Consider the following 17,046-nt stretch of genomic DNA (forward strand, 5'->3'; position numbering starts at 1 on the left):
TTGCACCGCGGGCAGGTTAACTTTGCCCGCCAGCAACCGGTGCAGTTTGTTGCCGCTGCCTTTGACCGCTGTTTTTGACAAACCGACTTAGCAATGCCGGTAATATGGTTAAGTCGGTTAGCAGTGCCATCAGCATTGCCGCCGCAGTCAAAATACCAAAATAGACACTGGGCAAAAAGTCAGAAAAGCCAAACACCGCAAAACCGGCGGCAATAATGACAGAGGTAAACACAATGGCCATACCGGTATGACCGAACGTTGCAGCAAGGGCATCGCCGGCCGGCTGCTGCAGGTAGTTATGAATAAAATGGATGGTATCGTCCACCGCAATCCCCATGGCAATCGCAGCAATCGTAATTGTCATTAAATCCAGAGGAATATTCAGCCAGCCTATTAGCCCCAGAATACCCAAAGTGGTCAGTATATTGGGAATAAGCGCAATTAAGGCAATTTTAACTGAGCGGAAAATGGCCAGTAGCATTATCCCCAGCGCCAGATAAACCAGCCCTAAAGTGGTGACCTGTGAGTCAAACAGTCGCGATAGAATATCCTGATAAAGCACAAATAAGTTGGTCAACTTATAGTCTTGCTCTGCCAGGCCCACTGTTTGCAAATCCTGATGCAGTTGCTGCATTAACTGCTCGCGGTTTAAATCAGCTGTTGTATCCTGAATTCGGGTGGCAATCCGCACCTGGCTGGGCGAGTCCGCCAGATAGGCACCGACCAGCTGATCGGTAACTTTGCTGCTCAGCATCTCATATATGGTATCCAGCTCATATTCTGTCAGCGGCTTGTTATCATTTAACTGCCTGGCGAGCGTAGTAAAGTTAATCAGTGAGGTCACGCTGCCGCTGGCTTCAAAGGCGTTAACAGCGGCATGGGCCAGGTGTAACTGATTAAGCTGATCGGCGGCAATCACTAAATCCGGTTTGGCCTGGGTCGGGTCCAGGGTTATGACGATATCCAGTGGTGTAGAGCCGCCAAATTGCTGATCAATGAACGCCAGCTCACGGTGCACCTGAGTGTCTTTGGCGAAGTAGTTGATAAAACTGTTTTCCACGTTCAGCCGGCTAATGCCGGTTGCCAACGCGCCGAACATTACCACTATCAGCAGAATCACGGGGTAAGGGCGGCGTTTTACCATACCAGCAGCCTGTTGCAACGCGCTGGCTAACCAGCCAAAGTCTGCCGATTCCGGACGGGCTTTTAACATGCTCAGTAAAGCCGGAAACAATAACAAGCTGACGCTCATAGTAATCAGCATGGCTATCAGCATCATAAAACCGAAATCGACCACTGGCTGAATACCACTGAAAATAAGCGAGCCAAAGCCAACCGATGTGGTCAGGGTGGCATAAAAACACGGAGAGATTTTTTGCGCTAACATGCCAATAACTCGCTGTTGCTGAGTATAGTCTGGTTTATCGTGAGCAATTTCGCGGTATGCACCAAGCAAGTGGATCATCACCGCTAAGGTCAGAATTAATTGCAGTGCAATAAAGTTTGCTGAAATAACCGTGGTGCGGATATCCAGTAAGCCAAACAGGCCACAGGTCAGCAGCACGCTGACGTTACAACTGAGTAACGGAAAAAATACCCCACGCCAGCTTCGGTATATAAGCAGTAACAGCACGGCAATAATCAGTGCAATGGCCAGGCCAAAGCTGGTTAAATCACTTTTAATCATATCAACCAGATGCTGGCCAACAACATAGGCACCTCCGACATAGGTTGCAGCGCGCTCGCTAACCTGCCGGTTAAACTGTTCAATCTGGTCTATTTCCTGCTGGCGTTGCTTCATTAAACGCTGGCGTAGCGGATCTGCGGCCTGCTGTAACTGTGCCAGCTCATTTTGCTCAGTGGCTGTCAGCTCGCGGCTTAATGTATGCTGCTGAATGCTAAGGATCTGGCGGTCAAGCTCCGTTAACTCTGGATCGGCTTTAAAAACAATCTGAATACCCGCCGCCGTTTGTGCTTTGTTTAGCAGTAAGTCGGTAAAAATGGGATGATCAGTAAGCAGCCGGCGCATCTGCGCTGGCGAATATCGCTGTTGTTGCCAGGTCAGGCTTGCCACGTCAGCGCCAGCGGTAAAAGCACTGGCATCAGCCAGCAATGGCACCGTCAACATAGAAGTAACCGAGCTTACCCGCTCCAGGGTAGCGTAATCAGCACTTAGCGCCGCGATATCAGCAAAAGTTTGCTCTGAAAACAGCTCGCCATCTTCAGGCTGATAGGCAACCAGAATAAACTCATCCGGTGAGAAACGCTGATTTGCCAGCTGGCTTTCAATATATAGCGCATTATTCTTTACCAGCAGGGTGTCGGCTGAGGCATCAATCCGGAATTGACTTAAAAACGTGGTTGCCAGTGCAATCAGCCCGATAAATACCATGATAATGGCCCAACGTAAGCGGACAATGCTGTGAGCCAGCCAGCTGACAAGCCCATTTTGTTTATTCTGGTTTGACATAAGCTTCGTCCCTTTTCAGCCCTTGCAGATGCTGATTTCGAAAATAGAGGTATGGGTCGTCGGCCTGTTTATATAGGGTCTGATATAAGTCTGCCCGATCAGAAAAACTGTTAATCACATTTACCCCCTGCAGATAATATAACTCCGGGGTATCGACCAGATGGTTCAGCGGATGAATAAAGGCTTCACCCAGCACTGAAGTCGCACCACGCACATCGCTTTGTCCCAGTATAGGCAGTACAAGATAAGGGCCGTTGCCCACCTGGTAGTGGCTTAGCGTATCAGCAATACTTTGTTTTGACGCAGCCATATCAAACCAGGCGGTCGCCGGGTCGAACAAACCAAAAATGCCAATCGTCGAGTTAATGACAAAACGCCCAAGGTTAGTGCCGGCTCCCTTAAAATTCCCCGCCAGAGCGTTATTAACCAGATTAAGTGGCTCACGGATATTAGCAAAGGCATTACCGACCTTATCCCGCACCGCTGATGGCAGCACTTTCTCATAGCCTTTAGCTATTGGAATCAGGGCATAGGTGTAAGAAACATGATTAAAACGAAATACGGCACGGTTCCAGCCTTCCAAAGGGTCGTAATAAAGTGGTGCTGCTTCACCGTCTGTAACATTATCCTCCGCTGCCGGTTCCATATCCACCACGGTAGGTTCAAGCGTCAGCGTACCCTGCGAGGTTTCAATGCTGGTTGACTGGCCGGCGCTTAATTGTTCAGCTATCGTAGGCTCGTTTTCGGCAGCGCCAGGCTGTTCTGCCTGCTTGCTACTGTGCGAAACAGTGTCAGTAGCCGGAGCATTGCCAGCAGGTTCGGGTTTTGCGGCACAACCAGCCAGCACCACTGCCAGCAAACAGACAAGAATATAGCGATATGTCATCCTGTTAACTCCGTATAGCTAAACCCAAAAAGCGCCAGCTGCGCCCAAGATTAAAACAGCAGCATACCACGATAAACAAAAAAGGCGCCAAGGCGCCTTTTAAAAATTAATTAACATTAAAGTTAACTAAATTACTCCCACTCTATTGTCGCCGGTGGTTTTCCAGATATGTCATATACCACGCGGGAGATGCCATTTATTTCATTGATGATCCGGTTCGATACCTTACCCAGCATGTCATACGGCAAATGCGCCCAGTGCGCAGTCATAAAGTCGATGGTTTCTACTGCCCGAAGTGAAATAACCCAGTCGTATTTACGGGCATCACCCATTACCCCAACCGATTTTACCGGTAGAAATACTGCAAAAGCCTGGCTGACCTTATTGTATAAATCGGCTTTATGCAGCTCTTCAATAAAGATAGCATCAGCACGGCGCAGTAAATCGCAGTATTCTTTCTTTATTTCACCCAGTACCCGCACACCCAAACCTGGTCCCGGGAACGGATGACGGTACAGCATGTCATAAGGTAAGCCTAGTTCCAGACCTACTTTGCGTACCTCATCTTTAAACAGTTCACGCAGTGGCTCCACTAAGCCCAGTTTCATATGCGCCGGCAAACCACCAACGTTATGATGCGATTTAATCACATGGGCTTTGCCGGTAGCCGAGCCAGCCGATTCAATCACGTCAGGGTAAATGGTGCCCTGAGCCAGCCACTTAGCATTTTCCAGCTTTTGCGACTCTTCGTCGAATACCTCAACAAACACCCGGCCGATAATTTTACGCTTGGCCTCAGGATCGTTTTCACCGGCTAAGGCATCAAGGAACCGCTGTTCGGCGTCAATTTTAATAATGTTCAGGCCAAAGTGGTCACCAAACATATCCATTACCTGCTTGCCTTCGTTTAACCGCAATAAGCCGTTGTCGACAAAGACACAGGTCAGATTTGTGCCAATAGCCCGATGCAGCAACATCGCGGTCACTGAACTGTCGACGCCGCCGGACAAGCCCAGAATGACTCTGTCATCACCAATTTGCTGCTTTAAGCGGGCTACGGCATCTTCAATAATAGTGGCCGGTGTCCATAGTTTGTCACAGCCGCAAATGTTCACCACGAAATGCTCCAGCATTCGCAGGCCCTGGCGGGTGTGAGTAACTTCAGGGTGAAATTGCACACCATAGAACTGGCGCGCTTCATCAACCATGCCAGCATGCGGACAAGTTGTAGTCTGAGCACAGGTTACAAAGCCAGGCGGTATGCTGATTACTTTATCACCGTGGCTCATCCAGACATCCAGCAGGGCATTGCCGTTGCCACCGATATGGTCTTCAATTTTGGCAAAAAAGTCGTTGGCCGCTATCACTTCCACCTGAGCGTAACCGAACTCACGTAAGTCAGAACCCTGCACCTTACCACCTAATTGCTCGGCCATGGTTTGCATACCGTAGCAAATGCCCAGCACCGGCACACCAGCATTAAACACATACTCCGGCGCTCGCGGCGAACCCGCTTCGGTAACACTTTCCGGACCGCCCGATAATATTATGCCAGTAGGGTTAAACTCACGAATTTGCTCGTCGCTGACATCCCAGGCCCACAATTCACAATACACGCCTATTTCCCGCACGCGACGGGCGATAAGCTGAGTGTACTGCGAACCAAAATCCAGAATTAAAATACGATGGTGGTGAATGTTCTTGCTCATAACAACCTTTGAAAAATAAGGCGGCGGGCCAGGCCCGCCGCAAAAACCGAATGTTGTCAGCCTAACCGGTAGTTAGGCGCTTCCTTGGTGATTTGCACATCATGCACGTGCGACTCGCCCATACCGGCAGCGGTAACCTTAACAAACTCAGGCTTGGTACGCAGGGTCAGCATATCCGGGCTACCGGTTAAACCCATAGCAGAGCGCAGGCCACCCATTTGCTGGTGAATAATGTTTTCAATCGGGCCTTTGTAAGCTACGCGGCCTTCAATGCCTTCCGGTACCAGTTTTTCGGCATTATTGCTGCCCTGAAAATACCGATCTGATGAACCATTACGCTGCGCCATTGCGCCCAGTGAGCCCATGCCCCGGTACGACTTATAGTAACGCCCCTGATACAGCTCGACTTCACCCGGCGCTTCTTCAGTACCGGCAAACATCGAGCCGACCATCACGCAGTGCGCGCCGGCCACTAAGGCTTTGGCAACATCACCGGAGAAACGGATACCGCCATCAGCAATAATACAAACATCAGTGCCCTTTATGCCTTCTACTGCATCGGAAATAGCGGTAATTTGCGGTACACCACAACCGGTAACAATCCGGGTGGTACAAATCGAGCCTGGACCTATGCCTACTTTCACGGCATTGGCACCGGCTTCAGCTAAGGCTTTAGCACCTTCAGCGGTGGCAACATTACCGGCGACAATTTGTAAATCCGGGTACTGAGCACGGGTTTGTTTTACCCGCTCAATAACCCCTTGTGAGTGGCCATGTGAGGTATCAATTAACAGAATATCGACACCGGCTTCAACCAAAGCGGCAATCCGCTCGTCAGTGCCCGGGCCTACGCCTACTGCAGCACCAACCCGCAGGCGACCTAATTCATCTTTACAGGCATTGGGTTTACTGGCGGCTTTATAATAATCGCGCACCGTAATAAGGCCCTTTAGTTTGTAGTTGTCATCGACAACCAGCACTTTTTCAATCCGATGCTGGTGCATTAACTTAAAGGCTTGTTCGCGCGGGGCGTTTTCGTTGACAGTAACCAGCCGCTCACGTGGGGTCATTACCGCCTGCACGCTGGCCTGTAAATCGGCTTCAAAGCTCATATCGCGGCCGGTAACTATACCGACCAGGTTCTGCTCTTTGTCGAGTACCGGAAAGCCGGAAAAACCATGCTGCTGCGCTAAAGCCTGCACTTCACGCACTGTCATATCAGCTGAGGCGGTAACCGGGTCAGAGACCACACCGCTTTCGTACTTTTTCACCTTACGGACATTTGCGGCCTGCTCTTCAATAGTCATATTCTTGTGAATAAAACCCAGACCACCTTCCTGCGCCAGCGCTATTGCTAAGCGGGCTTCGGTTACCGTATCCATAGAGGCCGATACCATAGGAATATTCAGCGTGATGCTTTTGGTCAGTTGAGTGCGTAAATCTGCAGTATGGGGTAGTACGGTAGAGTGCGCCGGAACCAATAACACGTCGTCAAAGGTAAGGGCTTCTTTCTTGATCCTGAGCATTGCAACAATCTCGCTGTGAAGGATGAAAAGATAGGGAATGTTGCGGCGCAATTTTAAAGGATTTATGGCGACAGAACAATCAGTTTTTTCTTTTTGTGTTAACAGCAGGCCTTGGCGTAAACTAGCCTCAGAACAGCTAACCCTGGGCCACAAATGCAAAACCCCGATATTTATACCGTTTCCCGTTTAAACAGCGAAGTCAGGCTTATTCTGGAGCTGCAGTTTCAGCGCTTATGGCTGGTGGGCGAAGTGTCTAATTTTGTGCAGGCGGCATCGGGCCACTGGTATTTTTCATTAAAAGATCAGGCGGCGCAGGTAAAAGTAGCGATGTTTAAACAGGCTAACCGCAATGCCACGGTAAAACCGCAAAATGGCCAGCAGATACTAATCCGGGCCCGCATTAGCGTATACGAGCCACGCGGCGAGTATCAGCTGCTCGCTGAAATGATTGAACCGGCCGGCGATGGCCTGTTAAAACAGCAATACGAGCAGTTAAAAAATCGCTTGCAGGCCGAGGGCCTGTTTGATGAAGCGCGCAAACAGCCGCTGCCTGCGCACATTAACCGGGTAGGCGTTATTACCTCACCAACCGGTGCCGCCATTCGCGATATAGTCAGCGTATTGCAACGCCGCGCACCGGGTATTGAAGTGATTATTTACCCCTGCTTAGTGCAGGGTGAGCAAGCTGCCGGCCAGCTTAAACAAATGCTTAGCACTGCCATTCGGCGTAATGAAGTGGATGTATTGATTATTGGCCGCGGCGGCGGTTCACTGGAAGATTTATGGTGCTTTAACGACGAGCAACTGGCCCGCGCCGTAGCTGCCTGTCCAATTCCGATTGTCAGTGCCGTCGGCCATGAAATTGATTTCGCGCTAACCGACTTTGTCGCCGATGTGCGCGCCCCTACCCCCTCGGCCGCAGCAGAGCTGGTATCGCCCGATCAAAGCCATTTACTCGAGCGGCTGCGCCGGCTGCACAGCGCTCTGGTGCAAGCGCAGCGCAGCAAGCTTAACCATTTAAAGCCAGACCTGAAGCAACTGGAACAACGCCTGCTAGCGCTGCACCCGAAACGGCGCTTACAACAACAGCAACAACGCTTAGACGAGCTGCAACTGCGCTTAAACCGCACCATTACCCAGCAGCTTGCTAATGCCAAACGCCAGCAGCAGTATTTACAGCAAAGCCTGCAGCATTTATCACCGGCTAAAGCCATTAAGCAGCAGCACGAACAATTGCAACAGTTACAACAACGGCTGCAGCGCGGCATCAGCCAACAACTAAAGCAGCAGCAACAAACCCTCGGCCGCTTAAGTAACCAGCTAAACACCGTAAGCCCACTGGCCACATTAGCGCGCGGATATAGCATCAGCTTTAACGCCGAACAGCAGGTGCTGACCAGCACTAAGGATTTAAAAGCCGGTGATAGCGTGACAACGCAGCTGGCAGAGGGGAGCTTTAGTGCGGTGGTGAGTGAGGTTTCTGGGGGTTAGGCCTAACCACTAGACGGATTTTGGCAACAGTTGATTTACAGAGTGATATGCCGATATTCCTAGCAGCATCCATGCCTTGTTAGGCGTAGTGTATGAGACTACAATTCATGTATCACATCACCCACGGAGGCAACATGTCTACTGCCACACTCGCAAGGCTCCGCTGTGAACTCTTGACGCTTTCTGGGCCAGAGCGTGCCGAGTTGGCATATGAGCTTATACAAAGCCTTGACGCTCCTGTAGACGAAGCTGCAGAAGAGGCTTGGAACCGGGAGATTGTTTGTAGAATTAACCAAATCGACTCTGGGCAGGCCAAACTTTTAGACCGTAAGGAATTTCAGAAAAAGATACAGGCACCCTTTTTATCTCTTTAATAACAAGCTCGGTTCAATACGTCTTTGGCACCAGCACCTTTAAGCCATGATCTGAGCTTAAAAACGACTCAATACCCTATTCAAGCTTTGCCAGCACCTCGTAATGTTGCTCCATTACCGTTGGTGGTACACAAGCACTGGTGATATGCAAACCCTCAGCGTCGGGTACTGAAAACATCGAAACAGCTAACCCCTCCTGGGTAATTTCAAATCTATTGGTAGTGATGGTAAAACCCAGCCTGTTGTGACGTTTGTAATAGTAAGTTCTATAGCTCTGCTTGCCATGCCCAGGATGGGCAACTACCACCACCTCGGTATCCTGCAACTGATTCATCTCAATATAATTTTGCAACTCGTGGTCGGACTCAGCCTCTGAAAAAAGCACCGAACTAAACGGAACATTAATGTCCTCCAGGCCAGTAGTTCTCCGGTAGTTATTATCTGCAATCTGGGTGTAGCTTGTCGGAATAAACCAGTTGCAGCCCAGGTAGTTGTAGGTGGTTGCATTAGCACTGCATGCAATAAACAAGAGCAACGTGATTGATAACTTCATCACGTTAAAAAACCTCAATTCTATAGCGCCCGTTATGCCGGGCGTTTGATAAGGCGATTGTGGTATAGATCTTCAACCGGAAAAATCATGGTGTAGTCATCCCAGTTCAGGTTGCCATCATCTAACTTGTAAGCTAGAAAGTTATCCAGCTTTTTATACTGCTCATAATCCGGATGGCCGACAGAGAATATAAAGGGAGCAAAGTCGACAACAGCGTTGTAGCCATCGCTAAACGTGATGTCCAGAATATGTCCTGTTATATGCTTAACATTAACTACCGATAGTGCGGACATTTTTCACCTTTTGCGTAATAAGTTGCGGACTAATGTGCTTTTTCTTAACGAAATAGTCTACCCATTTATTTACTATGTCGTCAGCATAAGCATGCACAAACTCCTCAAATTCTTTGCGTTTTTTGTTTTCCAGGCCAGCGCCTTTGTCTTTAATCACAATTCTGTGGATACGGCCATTTAACATATGAATTTCAGCTTTTGACTCCGCCCCCTGAAACTTGCCGTGAATGTGAATTGGCTCGTGTTCGTTGCTGTAAAAGAAAAGTATGATTCCCAGATACTCGTAGATTTTTGGCATATTACAGTCCTTGTTTGTTTTGCTGGTCAATCGTATGACTACCTAGATTCACACTTAAAATAAACAATTAATTCACAAAACCCGAATTGAACTTAAAAAGTTGCAGGATAAATTCTCAATCTCGCTTTCCGATACCGGACCTAAGATCTATAGATGCGCTTTAAACCAGCATCCAGCTAAAAGCCGGGGATAAGGTAGCAATTAAACTGGCAGAGGGTGGTTTTGATGCCGAAGTGAAAAAGCTTACAGGGACCTAACGGCCAATAAAATATATGTCCGTTTAGTATTGGCACAAATCGCACGATTTAATTACTTTGCCCGTTTAGCATTATTGGCTATACTTTGCATCTATTGCCAAATATGGAGCCTAATCATGCAGACATTAACCGCCAATGATGCCAAACGAAACTTCGGTGAGTTACTACTGAACGCTCAGCGTGCACCAATTAAGATCAGCAAAAACAGCAAAGATGCTGTTGTCGTTATGTCTATCCACGACTACGAAGCACTTGAGGTGATGAAAGCTGAGTACCTTAAACACTGTTTTAACACTGCGAAAGAAGACTTAGCCCAAGGAAATACAGTTGATGGCGAAACCTTTCTTAAAGCGCTCTAGTAACTGCTATGCAGAATAAACGTTATCAGCTGAGTAACTTAGCGCAAGCCCATTTGCTTAATATTAAAAACTATACCATCGAAAACTTTTCTGAAACGCAGTGGCAAAAATACAAAACAAGTCTGCTCGCGGGCTTGCAAATGTTAGCCGATAACCCCGGATTAGGCCGGAGTTGTGACGACATCTACCTTAACGGCTTCTATTTTCCTGTTGGCAAACACATAGCGTACTTCACTAAAGAACGCGACTTTATCCTGATCGTTGCCGTGTTAGGCCAACCACAACTGCCACAAAATCATCTGAAATAGAACTTCGCATGAAAATGACCAAAAAATTTCAAATGCTTTTTAAACCAACCGATAGATTGAGCATTTCGATTATTTTTTTGCAGGGGTAATGTCAGTACAGTGCCAAAATACATTTATCCTGCATTAACATCCAGAATATTGCTACCATGCTGAGCAATACCCAAAACCCTTTTGAAGCGGACTATGGCTAAGTGGAGAGTTATGTCACACAACACCATTGACCTGAATAAACAACGTCAGCCACTGGATCACCTTGAGTCTGTCTGGCTATTTGGTTATGGCTCGTTAATTTATAAAGCCGACTTTCCTTATCTCCAGCGTAAACCCGCCTGTATTTATGGCTGGCAGCGCCGCTTCTGGCAGGGCTCGCATGACCATCGCGGCACGCCAGAGGCACCGGGGCGGGTATTAACGCTGATAGAAGCACCGGGCAAGCGTTGTGCTGGGATGGCCTATCAGGTAACGCCGGATACCTTTGAGCATCTGGATCATCGCGAGAAAAACGGCTACCTGCGGGTATTTACCCAGCTGCATTGGCTGGACGAACCCGGCGAGACGGAAGGCTTGGTGTATTTAGCCAGCGCTGATAATGAGGCGTATCTGGGCCCGGATAGTGACGAGGCTATCGCGGCCCATATTGCTCAAAGCCAGGGGCCAAGTGGCCCTAATAGTGAATACTTGCTAAAACTGGCGCAGGCCCTGCGGGATATGAATGAACATGATGAACATGTGTTTGCCATAGAGCGGGAATTGCTTAATCAGGTCGCTCTAACCAAAGGCTCCTAACCCGGTAAAAACACTGTGTTTGGCACCAGATCACCGCGGTTAATCCTGCGCTGATTATGCCGGGTAAAGTCTTTTAGCAGTTCTGGGTCTACCTGATAGATATAGCCATTAAACACCAACTGGGTACTGTTAAGATAAACCTCTAACAATGGCTCTCCTCTTGCGACCATTAAATACAGTTTGTCCGCTTGAGTAAGATCAATGCCTTCTGCTGGCATTCTGGATGCGGTCAGCAGCGTCAGATCGATAAAATCACGTAACCGGTAAAACTGCTCAAACCTGGCATAAGCAATAGCACTCTGGGTTTGACCAGGTTGCCAGTAGATGCGGTTAACTTTTGGGCTTATTGAAGAGTCGTAAATAAATTCGTCAGCTGCCGAGTAGAACTGTATTGTAAGAAACAGTAAGGCAAAAAATGCTTTCATCACTAGCTCCATTAGTAAACACACAAATTCCGGCAAGCAGGTTCAGCGGTCTATCACATTTGCTGACCTGGTAACGACACAACTACCAAACCCAAATTTGACAAAATTTACCTAAATGTATAACACGCATTGCCATCTGTCTATATCTTAACCAGCTCTATATGTGGCTGAGTTTGAGGCAACTAAGCATTCACATAAATGTTTCTATCTGATATTGTCAGTGTAACTAACTTTTTAGGGACATATTATGAAATATTGGCCGGTATTACTGATAGTCGCAGGCGTTGCTACTATCGGCTTTTTTAGTCTGGGTGGATTCTCTTCATCAGAAGATCGGCTCCCAACTACACAACTTGAGTCAGATACACCACTAAGCTCAGCAGATAGATTAACCAGCCCCGCTACAACGCCTCAAACAACTGCAGTTCAGCCTACGCCAGGTCGCCAAACGGCAAACACAACCATTACTGAGCAAGCGACAGGTCTTTGTGAAGAACAGAATTCATCATCTGAGTGTACGCTTAGAAGTGACGTAGATATTCGTAACGTTTTTGTTGTTAGTGACACAGAGTTAAATGGCGATACTTTATCAAAAGCCCTGATCAGCAATAACTTTGCGCAACTGCTTCAGTTAATAGAGCGAAATCAGAATAATGACGCATTAAATAAGCAAGCGGAACATCAAAGCGCACTTATTCAGTTATATGCGACTGTCGACGGCTTAATTAATCATGATATTGCATGTTCTGATGAGATTTGTGCCGCAACCTTTACCGTGACAGACTCAGCCAGCCTGCAAAATGTTGTAAAGAGTATTAGCGACTTTACCGCAGAGATTAATGCCCATTCTTTTATCAGCAACGGTAAAGACAATTCAGGCAACCTGGAAGCAAGGGTAATATTTAGTAATTCAGCCCAGTTTGCCTCGGTTCGGCAATAGCTCGCTACCTACGGGACAGTTCAGGCTTTGCAGTCACCGGACCACAAAGCCTGAGCTGGGGTATTACCCTACATCGCTTGCTTCTGAAGGCTGTTTTAATGAAACTTTTTGCTTGCGACGCCGGAACAGGTTTTTAAGATCTTCCAGGATCAGATAGAAGCAAGGTACCAGAATCAAAGTAATTAAAGTGGCAAACAACACCGCAAAACTCAGTGATATTGCCATAGGAATAACAAACTGTGCTTGCAGGCTGGTTTCAAACATTATTGGCACCAGGCCAAAGAACGTGGTTAATGACGTTAACAAGATAGCCCGAAAGCGCATACTGCCGGCAGAGATAATACTTTCTCTTAATGATAAACCTCGGTCGCGGGCCTGATTAACATAGTCGGTAAATACTAAACTGTCGTTAATCACTACCCCGGCTGCGGCAATCATGCCGAAGAAAGAGAACAGCGACAGGTCAAAGCCAAGGAAGAAGTGTGCCCATAATGCCCCTGTCATACCGAATGGGATCACTGACATAATGATCACCGGCTGACTATAGCTTTTCAGCGGAATCGCTAACAGGATATAAACTAACAGCAAGCCGGCTACCATATATAACAACATTTGGTTGCGTTGTTTTTGCTGTTCTTCTATCTGGCCACCCAGTTCCGATTTAACCCCGGGAAATCGCTCCAGTAAATCCGGCATAATATCGGTTCTTACCAGCTTCACCACCTCAGACGTAGTTACCTGTTGTTGATCCACACTGGCTTCAATCCGCACATTTCTGAAACCTGCCTCGCGGTTAATCCGCGAAATTCCGGGTGACTCGGTAATATCAGCCACGTCACCGAGCATCACAAAGTCACCGCTTGGCAGTTTCAGGCGGGTGTGCTTAAGCGATGCCACCTGCTGCCTATCCTCTTTCGGATAGCGCACCATTACCCGCACTTCATCACCATCGCGGATCATTCGCTGTGCTTCGATACCATAAAAACTGTAACCCACCTGCTGCGCCAGCCAGGTAGGCGTTAAACCCAGCTGATGGGCCAGCGGCTTTAACTCAAGATTTAACTCTTTGCTGCCTGAATCGATACTGGAGCCTAAGTCATACACACCGGGTATATTGCTCAATTCGCTGATTAACGCATGGCCGGCCGCATTCAGCTGATCAATATCGGTACCAAACAAGCGATAACCCAGTTCCCGTTGCTCGCCGCCACTGAATAAATCGTCTCTGACCTGAATCGTTCGTACCCCGGCCAGTTCAGGTAAGCTTTCGCGCCAGCGGCGTCCGAGCTCAAACGCTTTAATTGGCCTTTCTTCTTCATCAACCAGGGTAACTAGCACGGTGCCACTGGTCTGATTATTCAGCCAGGCCATCACATGTTTGATCATCGGCTCGCCGGTTTGCTCTAGCACCAACGCTTCTTGTTGATAAACAAGTTGCTCAAGCTGCTGCAAAATCGCCAGGCTTTGCTGCTCTGACGCATTCTGATGCATTTCAAAACGAATTTCCGGATAATCATGCGGTACCGGCGGGGTCATTACCGTTCGGATATGATTGGCAGAAATTAAGCCAAAGCCACTGAGCAGGATGCCAAAAAACACTCCCAACGTGGCGTAACGATGGGCCATGCAAGTTTGCAAAAACGGTTGATAGCGTCTTTCAATAAAGCCCTGAAAGCCCTTGTTAAACCGCATACGCCAGCCATTTTCCGGCACCGGTTTTAATTTAGTATGGGCTAAATGGGCTGGTAATATCAGTTTTGATTCAATCAGGCTGAAAAACAGACAACACACCACTACAATAGAAATAACTTTGAATTCATTAGCCTCTATACTGTTGCCCAACATAAAGGGTGCGAATACTGCCATAGTGGTTAATACACCAAAGGTTGCCGGGGTGGCTACCCGCTGCGCGCCGCGGATAATATTGTCAACGCTATGCCCATGCAGCTCCGTTTCATGATAAGCGCTTTCGCCGATAACGATAGCGTCGTCAACGACAATACCCAGCACCATAATAAACGCAAATAAACTGATAATATTGATGGTAACGCCAGCGAAAGGCATCAGCCAGATAGCCCCCAGAAAGGCAATGGGTAAACCGAGCATCACCCAGAAGGCGACTTTGAAGCGTAAAAACAGCATCAGCATTAAAAATACCAGCACCGCGCCTTGCAGCAAATTACTCCACATCATATTGAGGCGACCGTTCAGGTAGTACGTCATATCCACCAGGCTGTGCAGCTGATAATCCCCTTGTAACTGCTTATTTTTAAACTCCACATATTGTTGCACGCTGGCAGCAACATCAGGCAACGACTGCGTTGCTGAGGCTTTCACTGCCATAAATGCTGCCGGTTTACCGTCGTAACGCATATAGTTAATACGCTCTTCAAAACCGTCATAGATATTAGCAATATCCCCCAGCCGGATTTGTTCGCCCTGCGGCCCCGATATAATCGGCAACACAGCAAACTCATCCGCCCGATAGGCACGCTGTTCAGAGCGAATTGTGATCATACCGGCGTCAGAGCGGATCATGCCGGCAGATACATTGTCAGAATGCTGGGCTATCGCCCGGCTGATATCCTGCAAACTGATGTTGTAACGCTCAAGGGTTGAAGGTTCAATCTCAATACCAATTTCCCAGGCCGGCATTGCATCAAAATCAACGAAACTGATATTGTCCAGTTGCAACAACTCGTTCTTTATTTGCCGCCCCATCGCTTTCAACGCCAGCTGATCTTCAGTGCCGGTCAGCACCAGGTTAACCGCATCCTGGCGCCACTCTACCTGATAAATCGTTAAAGGCTCCATCGCGCTGGGAAAGGTACTGATGGCATCCATTTTCAGTTTTACCTGATCCAGGCGGGACGAAATATCGGTGCCCGGTACCAGCTCAATACTCACCCGGCCACCACCACGCCAGGCATTACTGCGATAACGCTTAATACCCTCGATATCAGTCAGGGCTTCTTCAACTTTAATCAGGATACCTTCTTCAATTTCCTGAGGTGCAGCGCCACGAAAAGTGGCATTGACATGAATATAATTAACTTCTACAGATGGAAACATTTGCCGTTGCATGGTGGCATAGGTAACCAGCCCCATCACAACAATAAACACCATCAGCAAATTAGCCGCGACACTGTTACGGGCAAACCAGGCAATAATGCCTTTATCAGGATTATAAGGCATGATTTACTCCGTTTTTACCAGCTCGCTGTCGCTTGGTGCAGTGCGCACCACCATACCCGGCTGTGGGAAATTGGGTACCGTTAAGATAAGCTGCTGACCATCAGTTAAACCCGATTTTACATAAGCAAATTTACCGCTTTGCCTTACAACGTCAACCTGTTGCCGGGCCATCGTCATATCCGGTTGTAACAGCCAGACTTTGCCATCAGATAATGCGTCTTGCGGAATGGTGTAAAGCTTTTCTTCAACCCGCCCGGCCAGACGCACCTCCACATATTGACCGAACCGGATAACCGGTTGCTGGCTGCGCACGGCATAGGGGTCGTCAAGTTGCACCACCAGATGGCTCATTCGGGTCTGGCTGTCCACCAATCCCAAATCACGCACTACCTTCGCTTCGCGGCTCACCTGTTCAGTTCTTAACTGCGCCGGAATACCTGCGCGCTCTGTCGGTAAATAAGCCAGGTCAAAACTGGCAACAGGAACATAAAGCTCTGCCTGCTCCACACTGTAGAGTTCGCCCAACGCTGTGCCCGTACTTACCACCTGCCCCAAACCAATATTACGATTGACGACCAGGGCATCATAAGGCGCGGTAATCCGGGTTCTTTCTAAATCACGTTTTGCTTTCTGCAGTGATGCCTTAGCAGATTTTAACGCGGCTTCTGCGCTTAGCAGCTGAGGTTGACGTAATGCCAAAGCGGTAATTTGATCACGGGATAAATGCCGCAACTCCTGCTCTGCTACCCGGGCCTGGGCCTGCTCCTGTGAAAGTACCGATTCAGCACTGGCTACGGCAGCCTGAGCACTGAGCAGGGCAACCTGATAATCTGAATCATCCAGTTGTACCAGTACCGTACCTTTAGTAATCACCCCGCCGGCAATAAAGTCTGGATCCAAGGCGATAACCCGTCCTGACACTTCAGGCGTTAAGGTTGTTTTTTCTTTGGGCTTTACTTCTGCCCACAGTTGCAGCTCAAACCGATGCGGTTGGGCCTGTAACTGTTGGGTAACAACCAGTGGTGCCTGTGATCCTGATTTATCCTTTTGCAATGGCGGGGTAGCGGTCGCCTGTATCGCAATAAATGCTCCAATAGCCAGGCCAAATACGCCTGCTGCAAACAATCCCTTTTGCCAAGTTTTCATTAATCTGCTCCCACGCTGCCGGTAAGCTTT

The 17,046-nt window shown here is 48.3% G+C and carries 16 protein-coding genes; 6 read left to right on the forward strand and 10 right to left on the reverse strand.

Features of this window, described 5'->3' with window-relative positions; translation table 11 throughout:
* Positions 1–16 precede the first annotated feature (16 nt).
* The 4 genes from KQY15_RS12920 to guaB all read right to left on the reverse strand — a co-directional run bounded on the left by KQY15_RS12920 (position 17) and on the right by guaB (position 6,591).
* A complete protein-coding gene (locus tag KQY15_RS12920; RefSeq protein WP_217669814.1) occupies positions 17–2,470 on the reverse strand; it encodes an efflux RND transporter permease subunit in 2,454 nt (817 codons plus the stop codon).
* Positions 2,454–3,356: an MlaA family lipoprotein gene (locus tag KQY15_RS12925; RefSeq protein WP_217669816.1), complete on the reverse strand. Its 903-nt coding sequence runs from the start codon at positions 3,354–3,356 to the stop codon at positions 2,454–2,456. The genes KQY15_RS12920 and KQY15_RS12925 overlap by 17 nt, the downstream gene beginning before the upstream one ends.
* Positions 3,357–3,487: 131 nt before the next feature.
* On the reverse strand, positions 3,488–5,065 hold the full coding sequence (guaA, locus tag KQY15_RS12930; RefSeq protein ID WP_217669818.1) for a glutamine-hydrolyzing GMP synthase: 1,578 nt from the start codon (positions 5,063–5,065) through the stop codon (positions 3,488–3,490).
* Between the two features lie 56 nt (positions 5,066–5,121).
* A complete protein-coding gene (gene guaB, locus KQY15_RS12935) occupies positions 5,122–6,591 on the reverse strand; it encodes an IMP dehydrogenase (protein WP_097111960.1) in 1,470 nt (489 codons plus the stop codon).
* Positions 6,592–6,744: 153 nt separating this feature from the next.
* Here guaB and xseA point away from each other — a divergent pair, with 153 nt between their 5' ends.
* A complete protein-coding gene (gene xseA / locus KQY15_RS12940) occupies positions 6,745–8,082 on the forward strand; it encodes an exodeoxyribonuclease VII large subunit (protein ID WP_217669820.1) in 1,338 nt (445 codons plus the stop codon).
* Between the two features lie 134 nt (positions 8,083–8,216).
* A complete protein-coding gene (locus KQY15_RS12945; RefSeq protein WP_217669821.1) occupies positions 8,217–8,456 on the forward strand; it encodes an addiction module protein in 240 nt (79 codons plus the stop codon).
* Between the two features lie 76 nt (positions 8,457–8,532).
* Here the strand turns inward: KQY15_RS12945 and KQY15_RS12950 are convergent, their stop codons facing one another.
* From KQY15_RS12950 to KQY15_RS12960, 3 genes are read right to left on the reverse strand one after another with little or no spacing between them, the layout of a single operon-like run.
* The gene (locus KQY15_RS12950) at positions 8,533–9,009 is read right to left on the reverse strand and encodes a hypothetical protein (protein ID WP_217669823.1); all 477 of its coding nucleotides are present in this window, start codon (positions 9,007–9,009) and stop codon (positions 8,533–8,535) included.
* A 32-nt stretch (positions 9,010–9,041) separates the two neighbouring features.
* Positions 9,042–9,302, reverse strand: coding sequence for a DUF2442 domain-containing protein (locus tag KQY15_RS12955; RefSeq protein WP_217669825.1), 261 nt, complete (start codon positions 9,300–9,302; stop codon positions 9,042–9,044).
* The gene (locus KQY15_RS12960; RefSeq protein WP_217669827.1) at positions 9,280–9,600 is read right to left on the reverse strand and encodes a DUF4160 domain-containing protein; all 321 of its coding nucleotides are present in this window, start codon (positions 9,598–9,600) and stop codon (positions 9,280–9,282) included. Before KQY15_RS12960 ends, KQY15_RS12955 begins: the two co-directional genes overlap by 23 nt.
* Positions 9,601–9,973: 373 nt before the next feature.
* Between KQY15_RS12960 and KQY15_RS12965 the strand changes: the two genes are divergently transcribed.
* From KQY15_RS12965 to KQY15_RS12975, 3 genes are all read left to right on the forward strand, one after another.
* Entirely contained in the window at positions 9,974–10,216 is a 243-nt protein-coding gene (locus KQY15_RS12965) for a type II toxin-antitoxin system Phd/YefM family antitoxin (RefSeq protein ID WP_217669829.1), read from the forward strand.
* A gap of 8 nt (positions 10,217–10,224) precedes the next feature.
* Positions 10,225–10,524: a type II toxin-antitoxin system RelE/ParE family toxin gene (locus KQY15_RS12970; RefSeq protein ID WP_254795702.1), complete on the forward strand. Its 300-nt coding sequence runs from the start codon at positions 10,225–10,227 to the stop codon at positions 10,522–10,524.
* Between the two features lie 201 nt (positions 10,525–10,725).
* Complete coding sequence (locus KQY15_RS12975; protein WP_217669831.1) at positions 10,726–11,310, forward strand: gamma-glutamylcyclotransferase; 585 nt, start codon at positions 10,726–10,728, stop codon at positions 11,308–11,310.
* Here KQY15_RS12975 and KQY15_RS12980 read toward each other — a convergent pair.
* On the reverse strand, positions 11,307–11,735 hold the full coding sequence (locus tag KQY15_RS12980) for a hypothetical protein (protein ID WP_217669833.1): 429 nt from the start codon (positions 11,733–11,735) through the stop codon (positions 11,307–11,309). The genes KQY15_RS12975 and KQY15_RS12980 overlap by 4 nt on opposite strands.
* Before the next feature lie 247 nt (positions 11,736–11,982).
* Here KQY15_RS12980 and KQY15_RS12985 point away from each other — a divergent pair, with 247 nt between their 5' ends.
* Positions 11,983–12,675 (forward strand): hypothetical protein, encoded by a 693-nt coding sequence (locus tag KQY15_RS12985; RefSeq protein ID WP_217669835.1) that lies wholly within the window; start codon positions 11,983–11,985, stop codon positions 12,673–12,675.
* A gap of 63 nt (positions 12,676–12,738) precedes the next feature.
* Here the strand turns inward: KQY15_RS12985 and KQY15_RS12990 are convergent, their stop codons facing one another.
* The gene (locus tag KQY15_RS12990; protein WP_217669837.1) at positions 12,739–15,870 is read right to left on the reverse strand and encodes an efflux RND transporter permease subunit; all 3,132 of its coding nucleotides are present in this window, start codon (positions 15,868–15,870) and stop codon (positions 12,739–12,741) included.
* A gap of 3 nt (positions 15,871–15,873) precedes the next feature.
* Complete coding sequence (locus tag KQY15_RS12995; protein WP_217669839.1) at positions 15,874–17,016, reverse strand: efflux RND transporter periplasmic adaptor subunit; 1,143 nt, start codon at positions 17,014–17,016, stop codon at positions 15,874–15,876.
* Between the last annotated feature and the right edge of the window lie 30 nt (positions 17,017–17,046).

The organism is Arsukibacterium indicum, from assembly GCF_019100565.1.
In the GTDB taxonomy this organism is placed as follows: domain Bacteria; phylum Pseudomonadota; class Gammaproteobacteria; order Enterobacterales; family Alteromonadaceae; genus Alishewanella; species Alishewanella indicum.

Bases quoted from the DNA above. Each gene is read 5' to 3' on its own strand.
- KQY15_RS12985 (WP_217669835.1), top strand. From the start codon at position 11,983: ATGAAATATTGGCCGGTATTACTGATAGTCGCAGGCGTTGCTACTATC.
- KQY15_RS12920 (WP_217669814.1), bottom strand. From the start codon at position 2,470: ATGTCAAACCAGAATAAACAAAATGGGCTTGTCAGCTGGCTGGCTCAC.
- xseA (WP_217669820.1), top strand. From the start codon at position 6,745: ATGCAAAACCCCGATATTTATACCGTTTCCCGTTTAAACAGCGAAGTC.
- KQY15_RS12995 (WP_217669839.1), bottom strand. From the start codon at position 17,016: ATGAAAACTTGGCAAAAGGGATTGTTTGCAGCAGGCGTATTTGGCCTG.
- guaB (WP_097111960.1), bottom strand. From the start codon at position 6,591: ATGCTCAGGATCAAGAAAGAAGCCCTTACCTTTGACGACGTGTTATTG.
- KQY15_RS12955 (WP_217669825.1), bottom strand. From the start codon at position 9,302: ATGTCCGCACTATCGGTAGTTAATGTTAAGCATATAACAGGACATATT.
- KQY15_RS12975 (WP_217669831.1), top strand. From the start codon at position 10,726: ATGTCACACAACACCATTGACCTGAATAAACAACGTCAGCCACTGGAT.
- KQY15_RS12970 (WP_254795702.1), top strand. From the start codon at position 10,225: ATGCAGAATAAACGTTATCAGCTGAGTAACTTAGCGCAAGCCCATTTG.
- KQY15_RS12925 (WP_217669816.1), bottom strand. From the start codon at position 3,356: ATGACATATCGCTATATTCTTGTCTGTTTGCTGGCAGTGGTGCTGGCT.
- KQY15_RS12960 (WP_217669827.1), bottom strand. From the start codon at position 9,600: ATGCCAAAAATCTACGAGTATCTGGGAATCATACTTTTCTTTTACAGC.
- KQY15_RS12950 (WP_217669823.1), bottom strand. From the start codon at position 9,009: ATGAAGTTATCAATCACGTTGCTCTTGTTTATTGCATGCAGTGCTAAT.
- guaA (WP_217669818.1), bottom strand. From the start codon at position 5,065: ATGAGCAAGAACATTCACCACCATCGTATTTTAATTCTGGATTTTGGT.
- KQY15_RS12990 (WP_217669837.1), bottom strand. From the start codon at position 15,870: ATGCCTTATAATCCTGATAAAGGCATTATTGCCTGGTTTGCCCGTAAC.
- KQY15_RS12945 (WP_217669821.1), top strand. From the start codon at position 8,217: ATGTCTACTGCCACACTCGCAAGGCTCCGCTGTGAACTCTTGACGCTT.
- KQY15_RS12980 (WP_217669833.1), bottom strand. From the start codon at position 11,735: ATGAAAGCATTTTTTGCCTTACTGTTTCTTACAATACAGTTCTACTCG.
- KQY15_RS12965 (WP_217669829.1), top strand. From the start codon at position 9,974: ATGCAGACATTAACCGCCAATGATGCCAAACGAAACTTCGGTGAGTTA.